This is a genomic window from Gluconobacter sp. P1C6_b (assembly GCF_018811945.1).
Classification (GTDB): Bacteria; Pseudomonadota; Alphaproteobacteria; order Acetobacterales; family Acetobacteraceae; genus Gluconobacter.
The window spans coordinates 1-13,158 of the sequence record NZ_JACRVU010000007.1 but is presented as its reverse complement, the minus strand read 5'-3'; the positions used below and the strand labels follow the sequence as shown (position 1 = coordinate 13,158).

General features: G+C 63.8%; 12 protein-coding genes. 11 read left to right on the top strand and 1 reads right to left on the bottom strand.

Annotated features, from left to right (window positions below):
* Positions 1–32: 32 nt before the first annotated feature.
* The 4 genes from KP701_RS06825 to KP701_RS06810 all read left to right on the top strand — a co-directional run bounded on the left by KP701_RS06825 (position 33) and on the right by KP701_RS06810 (position 4,664).
* Complete coding sequence (locus tag KP701_RS06825; RefSeq protein ID WP_215746470.1) at positions 33–1,088, top strand: cysteine synthase A; 1,056 nt, start codon at positions 33–35, stop codon at positions 1,086–1,088.
* Positions 1,089–1,187: 99 nt separating this feature from the next.
* A complete protein-coding gene (locus KP701_RS06820; RefSeq protein ID WP_041111923.1) occupies positions 1,188–1,913 on the top strand; it encodes a response regulator in 726 nt (241 codons plus the stop codon).
* Between the two features lie 5 nt (positions 1,914–1,918).
* The gene (locus KP701_RS06815; RefSeq protein WP_215746469.1) at positions 1,919–3,529 is read left to right on the top strand and encodes an ATP-binding protein; all 1,611 of its coding nucleotides are present in this window, start codon (positions 1,919–1,921) and stop codon (positions 3,527–3,529) included.
* Between the two features lie 88 nt (positions 3,530–3,617).
* Positions 3,618–4,664 carry an aldo/keto reductase gene (locus KP701_RS06810; RefSeq protein WP_215746468.1) on the top strand — a complete coding sequence of 349 codons (1,047 nt, stop codon included), beginning with the start codon at positions 3,618–3,620 and terminating at the stop codon, positions 4,662–4,664.
* A 49-nt stretch (positions 4,665–4,713) separates the two neighbouring features.
* Here the strand turns inward: KP701_RS06810 and KP701_RS06805 are convergent, their stop codons facing one another.
* Positions 4,714–6,057, bottom strand: a complete 1,344-nt coding sequence (locus KP701_RS06805; RefSeq protein ID WP_215746467.1) for an RsmB/NOP family class I SAM-dependent RNA methyltransferase — start codon at positions 6,055–6,057, stop codon at positions 4,714–4,716.
* 57 nt (positions 6,058–6,114) lie between these two features.
* Here KP701_RS06805 and KP701_RS06800 point away from each other — a divergent pair, with 57 nt between their 5' ends.
* The 7 genes from KP701_RS06800 to KP701_RS06770 form a co-directional block, all read left to right on the top strand.
* Positions 6,115–6,813 carry a YggS family pyridoxal phosphate-dependent enzyme gene (locus KP701_RS06800; protein ID WP_215746466.1) on the top strand — a complete coding sequence of 233 codons (699 nt, stop codon included), beginning with the start codon at positions 6,115–6,117 and terminating at the stop codon, positions 6,811–6,813.
* 115 nt (positions 6,814–6,928) lie between these two features.
* A complete protein-coding gene (locus KP701_RS06795; protein WP_215746465.1) occupies positions 6,929–8,956 on the top strand; it encodes a potassium transporter Kup in 2,028 nt (675 codons plus the stop codon).
* Positions 8,953–10,131 (top strand): radical SAM family heme chaperone HemW, encoded by a 1,179-nt coding sequence (hemW, locus tag KP701_RS06790; protein ID WP_215746464.1) that lies wholly within the window; start codon positions 8,953–8,955, stop codon positions 10,129–10,131. The genes KP701_RS06795 and hemW overlap by 4 nt, the downstream gene beginning before the upstream one ends.
* Before the next feature lie 36 nt (positions 10,132–10,167).
* A complete protein-coding gene (locus tag KP701_RS06785) occupies positions 10,168–11,268 on the top strand; it encodes a nucleoside hydrolase (RefSeq protein WP_215746463.1) in 1,101 nt (366 codons plus the stop codon).
* 26 nt (positions 11,269–11,294) lie between these two features.
* The gene (locus tag KP701_RS06780; RefSeq protein ID WP_215746462.1) at positions 11,295–11,714 is read left to right on the top strand and encodes a DUF1489 family protein; all 420 of its coding nucleotides are present in this window, start codon (positions 11,295–11,297) and stop codon (positions 11,712–11,714) included.
* Positions 11,715–11,806: 92 nt separating this feature from the next.
* A complete protein-coding gene (locus KP701_RS06775; RefSeq protein ID WP_215746461.1) occupies positions 11,807–12,814 on the top strand; it encodes a VOC family protein in 1,008 nt (335 codons plus the stop codon).
* The coding region (locus KP701_RS06770) for a hypothetical protein (protein ID WP_215746460.1) at positions 12,811–13,158 on the top strand (348 nt) is incomplete at its 3' end. The genes KP701_RS06775 and KP701_RS06770, both read left to right, overlap by 4 nt.

The following is a 13,158-nucleotide window of genomic DNA, read 5'->3' as shown; positions in this document are numbered from 1 at the left end:
GTTCTATAATTCACCCAGCACAGGAGTGAACTATGACTGACATCTCCCCGAACCGCCAAACCATCCCCCAGACGCCCACGAAGGGGTGGCAGACTATCTCTCCGGGCATGACCGCCGCAATCGGGGGGACCCCCCTGATCCGTCTCAGACGCGCTTCGGAAGAAACGGGCTGCGACATTTACGGCAAGGCCGAATTCATGAACCCCGGCGGCTCCGTCAAGGATCGTGCAGCCCTGGCGATCATCGAGGACGCGCTGAAAAGCGGAGCGCTGAAGCCCGGCGGTACGGTCGTGGAGGGGACGGCCGGCAATACGGGAATCGGCCTCACACTGGTCGCCCATGCCGTCGGCTGCAAGGCCGTGATCGTCGTGCCGGAAACACAGAGCCGTGAGAAGCTGGACTTCCTGCGTATGATCGGCGCTGATCTCCGCCTTGTTCCCGCCAAGCCGTATCGCGATCCGGGCAACTATGTTCACGTCTCGCGCCGTCTGGCTGAAGAGATCGGCGGGTTCTGGGCCAACCAGTTTGACAACACCGCCAACCGCGAAGGCCATCGTGCCACCACGGCGCGTGAGATCTGGGAGCAGACGGGCGGGAAGGTCGATGCCTTCACCTGCGCCTGCGGCACCGGCGGAACGCTGGCGGGCATCGCACTCGGGTTGCGCGATCAGGCGCAGGCTGCCGGGAAGATGGCCCCGCGTATCGTCCTCGCCGATCCGGAAGGGTCCGCGCTTTATGGCTGGGTCAAATCCAATGACCTCACCATCACGGGCGGCTCCATCACCGAGGGCATCGGACAGGGCCGTGTGACGGCCAATCTCGAAGGCTCTCATCCCGATGATGCCGAACGCATCCCCGATGCCGAAGCGCTGGAGCAGATCTTTTCCCTGACTTCCGAAGAAGGTCTGTCGGTGGGCGGTTCATCCGGAATCAATGTTGCTGCGGCAATACGGACGGCACGCAGACTTGGTCCCGGACATACGATTGTTACAATTCTGTGCGACGGTGGCGCCCGATATCAGTCCAAGCTGTTCAATCCGGAGTTCCTGCGTGCGAAAAACCTGCCTGTTCCGCCGTGGCTGGCCTAACATCGCTCCACTGTCTCTCCCGGCCGGAAATACCGTTTTCCGGTCGGGCGGCATACGCAGTCTGAACGCGGTCACAGCATTCCCGAAAGGCCTCTGGTCATGAGCACGGAAACCCTGCCCCATCTTCTGGTCGTGGATGATGACCGCGAAATCCGCGAACTGCTGAGCCAGTTCCTTGAACGCAACCATTTCCGCGTCACGGCCGCCCGTGACGCCCGTGAAGCCCGCAAGGCCTGGGCCAACGGGCATTACCAGCTGGTGGTGCTGGACCTGATGCTGCCTGGCGAGAGCGGCCTTGAAGTCGCACGCTGGCTGCGCTCGCAGGACAATGTTCCCATCATCATGCTTACGGCGATGAGCGATGAGACGGACCGGATCATTGGCCTTGAATTCGGTGCGGACGATTATGTCGCCAAGCCGTTCAATCCGCGTGAACTGCTGGCCCGTATCCGCGCCGTGCTACGCCGGACAGTCGATGTGGAAGACAAGCGTCAGGCCGCCGATACCCGCAAGATCCACTTCGCCGGCTGGTGCCTCGACCCCGTGCGCCGCCGTCTTCTGAACCCGGACGGGGCGGAAGTTTCCCTCACGGGCGGCGAGTACGATCTGCTGATGGCGCTGCTCGAACGTGCCAACCGCGTTCTGACGCGCGACATGCTGCTCGAACTGCTACGGGGTCGTCAGGCCGGACCGTTCGACCGCGCCATTGACGTCGCCATCAGCCGCCTGCGCCGCAAGCTCGAGGATGACGGGCGCAATGCACAGGTCATCAAGACGGTCCGTGGCGGTGGCTACGTGCTCGCAGCGGAAGTGGAGCGTCTCTGAACCCGATGCACATCCTGCCACGGTCTCTTGTTGCCCGGACCAGCCTTCTGCTGATCGTGGGCCTTGCGGTCGTGGAAGCTGCAGGGCTCGGAATCCATGCGCTGGACCGCTTTGACCTGGAGGAACGCAGCCAGGTCCACGAAGAACAGGTGCAGGTCTTTTCCATCTACCGTACGGTCGCGGAAGCCAAACCCGCCGACCGTCACGACGCGATCGACGACCTGCACGTCCCCTCCAACGTCACCGTCCTGCTACTCAAGGAGCCGGACCCGCTGATCGAGGGGCATGAAATCCCGTTCCCGGCGATGACGTCGCCGTCCTTCCTGCATCGTCTGCATGAGGATCCGCAGGGCCATGAAGGATTTCTGCCTCCCGGTCCGATGGATCCGGGCGGGCCACACTCTGGCCCCGACATGGGGGGGCCGGGATTTCCCGGTGCTGGTCCCGGACCGATGGGCCCAATGGGTGGCGGACCGGAGTTTCATTTTCCCGCCGACCACGCCGATGGTGAGCGCGCGGATGCCGAGCATCTGAACGGCGACCCCCGCTTTCCCGGCGCCATACGGCGCCGTGACATGCCGCCCTTCATGCGCTGGGCGCTCCTGCCGTCCTCGCTCTATCCGCGCAAGGTCCTGATCGGGCAGAAAATGCGCACGCATTCGACCTCGATCCTCCTGCCGGACCGGGACTGCTGGCTCGTGGTGCGTTTCGTCACCCCCCTGCCCAATCCGTTCGGTTCCCCGACCTTCATGATCGCCTTCCTCGTCATGTCGATTGCCGGGAGTGCGATGATCGTCTGGGCCACGCAGCGTCTGATCGCACCCGTGACGACTCTGGCCAATGCCGCGGAAGCGCTGGGGCGGGATGTCCACACGGCTGCGCTGCCCGAGAATGGTCCGTCCGAAATCCGCCGCGCCGCCATCGCCTTCAACACGATGGCCATGCGCATCCGCCGTTTCGTGACGGATCGTACGCTCATGCTGACGGCCATCGGCCATGATCTGCGCACGCCCATCACACGCCTGAAACTGCGCGCCGAATTCATTGACGACGAGGAACTGCGCAACAAGGTTCTGGCTGATCTGGACGAGATGGAATCCATGGTCTCGGCCACGCTGGCCTTTGGACGTGACAGTGCCTCCGCCGAACCCATCGTCTCGCTCGACCTGCGCGCCCTGCTCCAGACCATCATGGACGAGGCTGCGGAAAGCGTGCCGGACAAGGCTGACGATCTGTTCTATGAGCCGCCCAATGTTCCTGTGCGGATCAAGGCCCGCTCGGTGGCACTGAAGCGTGCGCTGAACAACCTGATCCTCAACGCTCTGAAATACGGGGGCAGCGCGCATGTCACGCTCATTCCCGCCACCAATCCGGGCGAGAAGGACAATGTGGTCAAGATCCTGATCGAGGATAATGGTCCGGGTCTGCCGGAAAGCGAGCTTGACCGTGTGTTCGAGCCTTTCGTCCGCATCGAAAGCAGCCGCAACCGCGAGACCGGTGGCAGCGGTCTGGGCCTTTCGATCGCCCGCACCATCCTGCACGGTCAGGGCGGCAATGTCCGGCTTGAGAACCGTCCGAGCGGCGGCCTGCGCGTCATCGTCACACTGGCCCCGTAGTGTCGGCATGGAAGAGCCAGCGCCTTGATCAATGGCGCCAGTGCTTCCATGCTGGGGACTTCCCCCATTTTCTGATCAGGTCTTTCTCATGAAACAGCGTGAACTTGGCCGCACCGGCATTGCCGTCAGCGAAATCTGCCTCGGCACCATGACCTTCGGTCAGCAGAACACCGAAGCCGAAGGCCACGCCCAGCTCGACATGGCGCTGGACCACGGCATCAACTTCATCGATACCGCCGAGCTGTACTCCATCCCGCCCCGCGCCGAGACACAGGGCTCAACGGAAACCATCATCGGAAGCTGGCTGAAAGCCCGTGGTGGCCGTGACCGCCTCGTCATCGCCAGCAAGGTCGTCGGACGCACCGCCATGCCGTGGTTCCGGCCTGACGGCGAGGAAGCGCGCCTGACCCCACGGCAGATCCGCTACGCCCTCGAAGGCTCCCTGCGCCGCCTTGGCACCGACTACATCGACCTCTACCAGCTTCACTGGCCGGACCGGAAAATCGGTCTGTTCGGCGCAGGCGGCACGACCTTCCGTGACCTGCCGGAAGAAGCATCCGTGCCCATTGAAGAGACGCTGGGCGTACTCGGGGACCTCGTGAACGAAGGCAAGATCCGCCATGTCGGCCTCTCCAACGAGACCGCCTGGGGTGTCTCGAAGTTTCTGGAAGCCTCCCGCACCGGTCTGCCCCGGGTAGCCTCCATCCAGAACGCCTACAACCTGATCAACCGGACGTTCGAAATCGGTCTGGCGGAAATGGCGCTTCAGGAGAAGGTCGGGCTGCTGGCTTATTCGCCGCTGGCTCAGGGCTATCTGACCGGAAAGTATCTCAACGGAGCCCGTCCCGCAGGCGCCCGTACCACATTGTTCGATCGCGGCCAGCGCTACCAGAAGCCCGGCGTTGATGAGGCTGTCACGGCCTATCACGTCCTCGCCCGCGAAGAAGGGATTGACCCCGTTCAGCTTGCCATCGCCTTCGTGACCTCACGGCCCTTCGTGACGTCCAACATCATTGGTGCCACGACCCTCGACCAGCTCCACACCATTCTTGGCGCAGAAAGCGTGACCATCACTCCCGAGCTGGAAGAGAAGATCAACGCCATCCATCAGGTCCACTCCAACCCGGCTCCCTGAGGCGGAGCATCCGGCATCAGGAGCGCAGAGTTCCCGGTGCCGGGCGGAATCAGACCTTGATCAGTCGCGCGGCGAAGAACCCGTCCATGCCGCCGAGTTCGCTCCACAGGCCCGGATGGGTGCGGAACATTCCGTCCCACGTCCGGGCGACGGCCATGCTGGCCAGTTCTTCTTCCGAAAACGGATCGAACTTCCAGCCACCACGCGCGATCGCGGCCTTGATCCGCTCCGGACCTTCTTCGTCCTGCAGCGAACATACGGCGTAAAGCAGCACGCCGCCCGGCTTGAGCATCTCGTRTGCCGCGTCGATCAGCGCATCCTGCCCTTCCGCCAGCGCCGTCACATCACGCGGCCGCTTGATCCACAGCACATCCGGATGACGACGCAGCGTCCCCGTCGCGGAACACGGCGCGTCAAGCAGAACCATGTCCACCGGCGTTTGCGGACGCCATGTTGCGGCATCAGCCACAACCGTCTTCGCCGTCAGCTTCAGGCGCGCGATGTTTTCTTCAAGCCGCTTTGCCCGCGCTTCCTCACGCTCGACCGCCACGACATGCGCGCCCGCCGTTGCAAGCTGCGCCGTCTTGCCTCCGGGAGCTGCGCAGAGATCCACGACGGTCTTACCCGCCACATCTCCCATGAGCTTCACCGGCATCGTCGCCGCCACGTCCTGTGCCCAGAATGCACCGTCCTCGAAGCCTTCCAGCGTTGTGATCCGCGTGCCGGCAGGGTAGCGGACAGAGCCGGTCGGCAATACTTCGCCCCCTTCGGGCGCAACCGCACCCGGACGCAGCGTCAGATCCAGCGGCGCCTCACGGTGCAAACCACGCGAAATCGCCCGGGCCCGCTTGCCCCAAGCGCTCCACAGCCAGGGCGGCACGTCCAGCCGATCCTCGTCCAGACCGTCCAGAAGCTCCTGCCCCTCACGCGCGACACGCCGCAGGACGGCGTTGGCCAGCCCCGCGAACGGTGCCAGACCACGTCGGCGAAGCAGGTCCACGATCGTGCCCACGGCCGCATGAGGCGGTGTTTCAAGATGCAGCAACTGCGCCACGCCCATGAGCAGCGCACAGCGCACGGGCTCGGGCGGTTCGCGCCGCAGAAGCGGCTGGAGCAGTTCGGTCATGCTGCCGAGATGACGCAGGGTCGTTGCCGCCAGACGGTGTGCGGACGCACGGTCGCGCGCGTCCATCGCGCCCGCACGGTCCAGCGTCGTCTCCAGCATCCGGCGATGCTCGACCACGCCACAGACGATATCAAAGGCCAGATCCCGGGTCGGATCGGGCGCGGGACGGCGCTGCGGCGTACGGCCTCCCTGAGGGCGGCGTGGTCCGCCGTTCCGGGTTTTGGAGGCCGGATTGCGGGGCGACGTGTTGGAAGGGGTCTGGGTCATGACAGGCTATCGATCTCTCGCATCCTGCCGAAATCGCATCTTGCGGCCACGGACGCAATGGCGTCTTCTCCGGGCATGTTCGATCAGATTGCCCAAAACCTCGCCGCCATCCGTAATCGCATCGCCCTGGCCTGCGAAAAGGCCGGACGTGCAGAGGCCGATGTATCGCTCGTCGCCGTCAGCAAGTTCCACCCGATCGAGAGTGTGGAAGCCGCCCTGAACGCCGGCCAGCGCCTGTTTGGCGAGAACCGCGTGCAGGAAGCTGCCTCGAAATTCCCCGAACTCCGGAAGCGCTGGCCCGACCTGCGGCTGCATATCATCGGCGGACTTCAGACCAACAAGGCGGCCGAAGCCTGCCAGATCGCCGACATGATCGAGAGCCTCGACCGCCCCTCCCTGTCCGACTCCATCGAGAAGGGTGCGCAGAAAGCCGGGCGTCTTCCCGAGCTTCTCGTGCAGATCAACACCGGCGACGAACCGCAGAAATCCGGCGTTCCGCGCGAAGAGGCCGATGCTTTCATCGAAGCCTCGCTCGAAAGGTTCGGTCCGAAAATCCGTGGGCTGATGTGCATTCCCCCTGAAGGTGATGACCCCACCCCGCATTTCCGTCTCCTGCGCCAGATGAGCCAGCGTCACGGGCTACCGGTGCTGTCGATGGGCATGTCGGCGGATTTCGAAACCGCCATTGCCGAAAATGCAACGCTGGTCCGGGTCGGGACCGCCATTTTCGGAAGCCGTCCCGCGCCACAATCCTGACACGCGGCTTGCGTCCGTCGCAGAAATCTTGTCATGAGGGACAGTTGCCGTGATGCGGAGCCGCGCTTGAAGGGTGCTGCGACAGTAGACAACGGCACTCTATTGACGCCCGTAAATGGAACCAGCAATGCCTGAACATGACGGTGACCACGCCTCCAACCCTCCTCATGGCGTAGGAATTCCCAACGACTCCGGTGAAATCGTCCAGACGATCGAACAGGCCCGCTCGGAAGGGCATACCCACGAAATCGGCGGCGAAGAGGACGGCTCCAGTCATCACCGTCCCGCAGGAATGGGTGCGCTGCTGGCGGTTCTGGGTGTGGTCTATGGCGATATCGGCACAAGCCCGCTCTACGCCCTGCAATCTTCGGTCAGCATCGTCAGTTCGCCGAAGGCGCCGGCCCAGCCCTGGGAAATCATGGGCCTCGCCAGCCTGACCTTCTGGGCGCTGATGCTCATCGTCACCATCAAATACGTCATCCTCATCATGAGGGCGGACCATGATGGCGAAGGCGGCATCATCGCGCTGATGTCACTGGCCCAGCGCGTATGCAAGTCACAGCATTTCCGATGGCTCTTCGGCCTCGTGGGCATTGCGGGCACCTGTCTGTTCTTTGGTGACAGCATCATTACCCCAGCCATTTCCGTGCTTTCGGCCGTGGAAGGTATTGAGACTTCTGTTCCCTCGGCCAGCCACATCATCATTCCGCTGGCGATGGTCGTGCTCGTCGCCCTGTTCTCGGTGCAGGTGCTGGGCACTGGCAAGATCGGCAAGGCATTCGGGCCGATCATGGTCTGCTGGTTCAGCGTGCTCGCCATTCTCGGCATCAAGGGCATTTTCCTTTACCCGCATATCCTGCTCGCCCTGTCCCCGACTTTCGCGCTCGAATTCATCATCATGCACGGCTACCTGTCGTTCATCGCCTTGGGTTCGGTCGTCCTGTCCGTCACCGGTGCGGAAGCGCTTTACGCCGATATGGGTCATTTCGGCCGCGCGCCGATCCGCAAGGCGTGGCTGTTTTTCGTCCTGCCGTCCCTGACGCTCAACTATTTCGGACAGGCCGCCCTGCTGATCCGCGATCCGCACGCCCTGTCCAACCCGTTCTACCTGCTGGTGCCGCACTGGGCGCAGATCCCGATGCTGATCCTGGCGACGTTTGCGACCGTCATTGCATCGCAGGCCGGTATTTCGGGCAGTTTCTCGCTGTGCCGCCAGCTCATCCAGCTCGGCTACCTGCCCCGCACCCGCATCATGCACACCAATGCGTCGGAGGAAGCGCAGATCTACCTGCCTTCCCTCAACTGGATCCTCGCTTTCGGCGCGCTGGTGCTGGTCCTGGCCTTCCGCTCCTCCTCGGCCCTCGCCGCAGCTTACGGTATTGCCGTGACGGGGACGTTCCTGTGCACCTGCGTGCTGGCGATGGTTGTGTTCCGCCGCGTCTTCAAATGGAAGTCCGCAACGGTCGGGATTGTCTTCGGCTTCTTCTTCATCGTGGACAGCATTTTCTTCTCGGCGAACGTGCTCAAGATCCCCGATGGCGGCTGGGTCCCGCTGGCAATCGGCATCATCAGCACCATCATCATGACCACCTGGAAGCGCGGACGCAGCCTCATCGCCGCCCGTCAGCAGGCGGATTCCATGCCGATGGGCTCCTTCCTCGCCCGACTGCCGCAGTCCCGCACGATCCGCGTTCCCGGTCTGGCCGTGTTCCTGACCGCCAACCCGGACATCGTGCCGAACTCGCTGCTGCATAACCTCAAACACAACAAGGTCCTGCACGACCACATCCTGTTCGTAACGGTCGAAAACCTCGACAAGCCCGAAGCCGAGCGCGGCCACCGCGCCATCGTTCAGGAACTGGCGCCCAACATCCATCGCGTCATCGTCCGCTACGGCTTCATGGAAATGCCCAATCTTCCCCGTGCCCTGCTGGAACTGAATGCGCTGGGCGTGGCGTTCGACGCCATCCAGGCATCCTATTTCACATCGCATGAGCTTGTCGTGCGCTCGCGTGTTCCGAAGATGCAGCTCTGGCGGATGTGGATCTTCCTTCTCCTCCTGCGTAATGCCGCCTCCACGACCGAGTTCCTGCGCATCCCGCCTGACCGCGTTGTGGAGTTCGGTGTCCGGATCGCCATTTGACAACCGCACCACCACCCGGGCCGCTTTCCCTCTACATCCACTGGCCGTTCTGTCTGGCGAAGTGCCCATACTGCGATTTCAACTCCCATGTCCGGGAGGTGATCCCGCAGCAGCGCTTCGCCGCAGCCCTGCGCCGCGAACTGGAACATGATGCCGCCCGCCTGACCCGCAACGGCGTCAAACGCCCCCTGCGCTCGATCTTCTTCGGTGGGGGTACGCCCTCGCTTATGGCCCCCGAAACCGTTGCCGCCCTGATCGAAGACGCACATCGCCTGTTCGATGCGGAAGATGATCTGGAAATCACGCTCGAAGCCAACCCGACCAGCGTGGAGGCCGGAAAATTCGCGGCCTTCCGTCAGGCGGGCGTCAACCGTGTCTCGCTCGGCGTGCAGAGTCTGCGCGACGATGCGCTGCACAAGCTCGGCCGCGAACATTCCGCCACGCAGGCCATCCGCGCGCTTGAAACCGCCCGCACGCTCTTCCCGCGCATTTCCTTCGACCTGATCTATGCCCGCCCCGGCCAGAGCGACGCCGACTGGACGGACGAACTGACCACCGCGCTCGACCTCGTGGCCGATCACCTGTCGCTGTATCAGCTCACCATCGAGCCCGGCACGAAGTTTGAAGCCATGCACCGGCGCGGCGAACTCACTCTGCCCGACGAAGACACGGCCGCCCGTTTGTATGACCTGACCGGCGAAATTGCCGCCCGTCACGGCCTGCTGCCCTATGAAGTTTCGAACTATGCCCGCCCCGGCGCGGAAAGCCGGCATAACCTGACCTACTGGCGCTATGCGGATTATATCGGCATCGGCCCCGGCGCTCACGGGCGCCTCACGCTGGATGGAGAGCTGTACGCCACCCGCCGCCATCGCGCCCCCGAGCCTTGGGCTGAACGCGTCGAAAAGACAGGCTCCGGCAGCACGGAAGAAACGCTCCTCTCCCCGGAAGAAAAAGGCCGCGAAGCCCTGCTGATGGGCCTGCGCCTGTCCGAAGGGATCAACGAAGCCCGCTTCGCCGCCCGTACCGGTCGCACGCTCATGGAGTGCGTGAATCCGGCCCTGCTCGAAGCCTGCATTGAGGAAAACTACCTTGAACAGGCCAACGGCATCCTGCGCGCTACGAGCGAAGGACGGCTCCGGCTTGAAGCAATACTGGCGCGTCTTGTCACTTGAAGGCATGATCCGGTCTTAATCCATCTGGAAGAGACCATGCGCCGACCCATTCTCTCTGCCCTTCTGGCCGCCTGCACCGTGCTGGCCCCGTTCGCCGCTGCGAACGCTGCTCCTGCCTCAAGCCCCGCTCCGAACTATGTCGTGCTCGACAACGACTTCCTAGGCCCGGGCGGCTCCAACATTCAGTCCATCATCCCGCTGCTCAACCGTCCCGGCGTGACGCTGCTCGGCCTGACCTCCGTCGTCGGCGATGACTGGGAAAACGCGGGCACGGCGCATGCCCTCCGCTTTCTGGAAATCGCCCGCCAGACGCAGATCCCCGTGGCTGACGGTGCCACCACGCCGCTGGTCAACACGGTGGCCGAGACGAAGCTGCGCGAACAGCAGTTCGGCATCATTCCATGGAAGGGCGCCTGGGGCGGTCTCGGCTCCATCGATCACGTCCCGGCTACGCAGCCCCCCGTTGGCAAACTGCCTGAAGGCGCACCGCATATCGCTGCTGATCCGCTCCCGGCCGCCATGTTCCTGATCCGCGAGGTCCATGCCCATCCGCATCAGGTTACGGTTATCGCTGCCGGTCCGCTGACGAACCTCGCCCTCGCCATCCGCATCGACCCGACCTTTGCCGCAACCGCCAGACAGCTTGTTTTCATGGGCGGTCTGCTCGATGCCAGCATGATGTCCGTCACCGGCAATGCCGATTTCGCATCCGACTTCAATATGATCATGGACCCCGAAGCCGCGCGCATCACCCTGACCGCGCCCTGGGCCTCCATCACCTGCGTCGGCAACGTCTCGAACGACATCATGATGACGCCCGAACTCGCCGGCCGCATCGACGAAAAGCACAACGCCGTCACGGACTATCTGAAAAAGTATCAGGCGCCCCTGCCGCTGTGGGATGAACTGACCTCCGCCATCGCCGTTGATCCCACACTGGTCACGAAGTCCGTCACGGCCGTCATGGATATCAATATCGAGCACGGCATGGATTACGGCCACGCCCATATCTGGCCGGATTCCACGGCTCCAAAGGGTGTTAACCTGCGGAAGGTGAAGATCGTACAGTCCATCGACAAGACGCGCTTCATCAACGATTTCGTCTCGCAGTCCCAGAACGCTCTGGGCACGCACTAAGAACTCAAGGAGGGCACCCGACACACATGCTGAACATCATCAAGCTGGCCGTCGGCTGCCCGAGCCTTGAAGTCCTGCGCGAGCGACTGAACCACTACCGCGTCAACGGCCACGCCACCGTCCAGACCCGCACCATGCCCAAACGGGCCGAAGAGGTGCTGGACGGTGGCTCGCTGTACCGCGTGATGGACGGCATGATCCTGTGCCGGCAGCCGATCATCGGGCTGGAATCCTGCCAGCGCGCGGATGGCAGCACGGGCACGCTGATCGTTGTGTCCGATGACATCATCCCGGTCCAGCCACGCCCCATGCGCCCCTTTCAGGGCTGGCGCTACCTCGATCCCAAAGATGCCCCGCCGGATCTGGGCAACAGCCTGACGCAGGACGGAATTGCGGATCTTCCGCCCCAGCTGCGGCGCGAACTGGCCGAGCTGGCCCTGATCTGAGTTTCCCCGACAGGGGCCTGCCTCATTTTTGCTGCATTCCGGGAACGGAATGGGACATGAAACGTCATGCCCCTATTCCGGGGAACCACAGGATGTCCCCTCTCCGCCCCGCCGGGTGCCAGCAGGCACTGCGTGCGGGCCAGAACAGAAGGAGTGCCGCCTTGCCGCCCTTTCCCCGTCCTTCCCGAGCAGGTACGGCTGCCGTCACGCTGTCAGCGGCTCTTTCCATTGGTCTCGGCCTGACAGCCCCGCTTTCCGGCGCCCATGCGCAGACGACGGCCCCGGCTCCCGCCAGCGAGGCCAAGGTCCTGCCGGGCAAGATCGTCTATGCCCAGCTCACGACTCCCGATCTTGCCAAGGCCAAGGCATTTTATGGCGGCCTTCTGGGCTGGACCTTTCAGGACCGCCCCGTCTCACGCGGGCATTATGCCGAAGCCCTCGTAAACGGGCATGTCGTGGCCGGTCTGGTCGAGCGCCCCCTGCCCGACACCGACAACCCGCCCCATCCGCTCTGGCTGCCTTTCATTTCAGCGGCGGACGTCCCCGCACTGGCAAAGTCGTCGCGCCAGTGGGGCGCCAAGGTGCTGTTTCGCCCGACCATGATCCAGGGCCGGGGCGAGCAGGCCATCATCGCCGATCCGCAGGGAGCCCTCTTTGCGACCCTGCAGGCCCCGCATGGCGATCCGAACGATACGGATCCTACGGCGCAGGGAGACTGGATCTGGAACGCGCTCCTGACTTCCACGCCGTCTGCCAGCGCGGGGTTCTACCAGAAGCTCTTCGGCTATCAGGTCGAGGCCGCTCCGGCGCCTGACACCAACCAGCGTTATATTCTTGAATCGCAGTCCGTGGCCCGTGCGACGGTCAATCCACTCCCGCCGCGTCTGCCGCCGAACGCGCGGGCCCGCTGGCTCAGCTTCGTGCAGGTGGACAGTGTGGGCAGTGCAGCCGAAAAAGCCGTGCAGCTTGGCGGCCGCGTTCTGGTCGAGCCGCATCTCGATCACCAGAACAGCATGATCGCCGTTCTCGCCGATCCGGCGGGCGCTGCCTTCGGCGTCATGGAGTTGCATGACACCGGCCTGACAGGAGACGCGAAATGATCCGTCGGACAGCAAAGACCTTCGCCCGCATTGGCGGTGCGCTCTGCCTGCTTGGCATGCTGTCAGGCTGCGTCGGATATGACGGATATGGCTATGACGGTTACGGCGGCTATGGCGGCGGTGGCTATTATGGCGGCTACGATACCGGCTGGGGCGGTGGCTGGGGTGGCGGCTGGGGCCCGGGCTATGGCGTCGGTCCCTATCGCGGACGTGGCCCTGGCGGTGGACGCGGCCCCGGCGGCCGTGGTCCCGGCGGGGGCGGCCACGGTGGTGGCAATATGGGCGGCGGCGGGCACGGTGGTGGACCAGGCGGCCCAGGTGGCGGCTGTCTCTTATACACATCT

Coding starts and splice junctions, on each gene's coding strand:
- KP701_RS06825 (WP_215746470.1), top strand. CDS start 33: ATGACTGACATCTCCCCGAACCGCCAAACCATCCCCCAGACGCCCACG.
- KP701_RS06820 (WP_041111923.1), top strand. CDS start 1,188: ATGAGCACGGAAACCCTGCCCCATCTTCTGGTCGTGGATGATGACCGC.
- KP701_RS06815 (WP_215746469.1), top strand. CDS start 1,919: ATGCACATCCTGCCACGGTCTCTTGTTGCCCGGACCAGCCTTCTGCTG.
- KP701_RS06810 (WP_215746468.1), top strand. CDS start 3,618: ATGAAACAGCGTGAACTTGGCCGCACCGGCATTGCCGTCAGCGAAATC.
- KP701_RS06800 (WP_215746466.1), top strand. CDS start 6,115: ATGGCGTCTTCTCCGGGCATGTTCGATCAGATTGCCCAAAACCTCGCC.
- KP701_RS06795 (WP_215746465.1), top strand. CDS start 6,929: ATGGAACCAGCAATGCCTGAACATGACGGTGACCACGCCTCCAACCCT.
- KP701_RS06785 (WP_215746463.1), top strand. CDS start 10,168: ATGCGCCGACCCATTCTCTCTGCCCTTCTGGCCGCCTGCACCGTGCTG.
- KP701_RS06780 (WP_215746462.1), top strand. CDS start 11,295: ATGCTGAACATCATCAAGCTGGCCGTCGGCTGCCCGAGCCTTGAAGTC.
- KP701_RS06775 (WP_215746461.1), top strand. CDS start 11,807: ATGTCCCCTCTCCGCCCCGCCGGGTGCCAGCAGGCACTGCGTGCGGGC.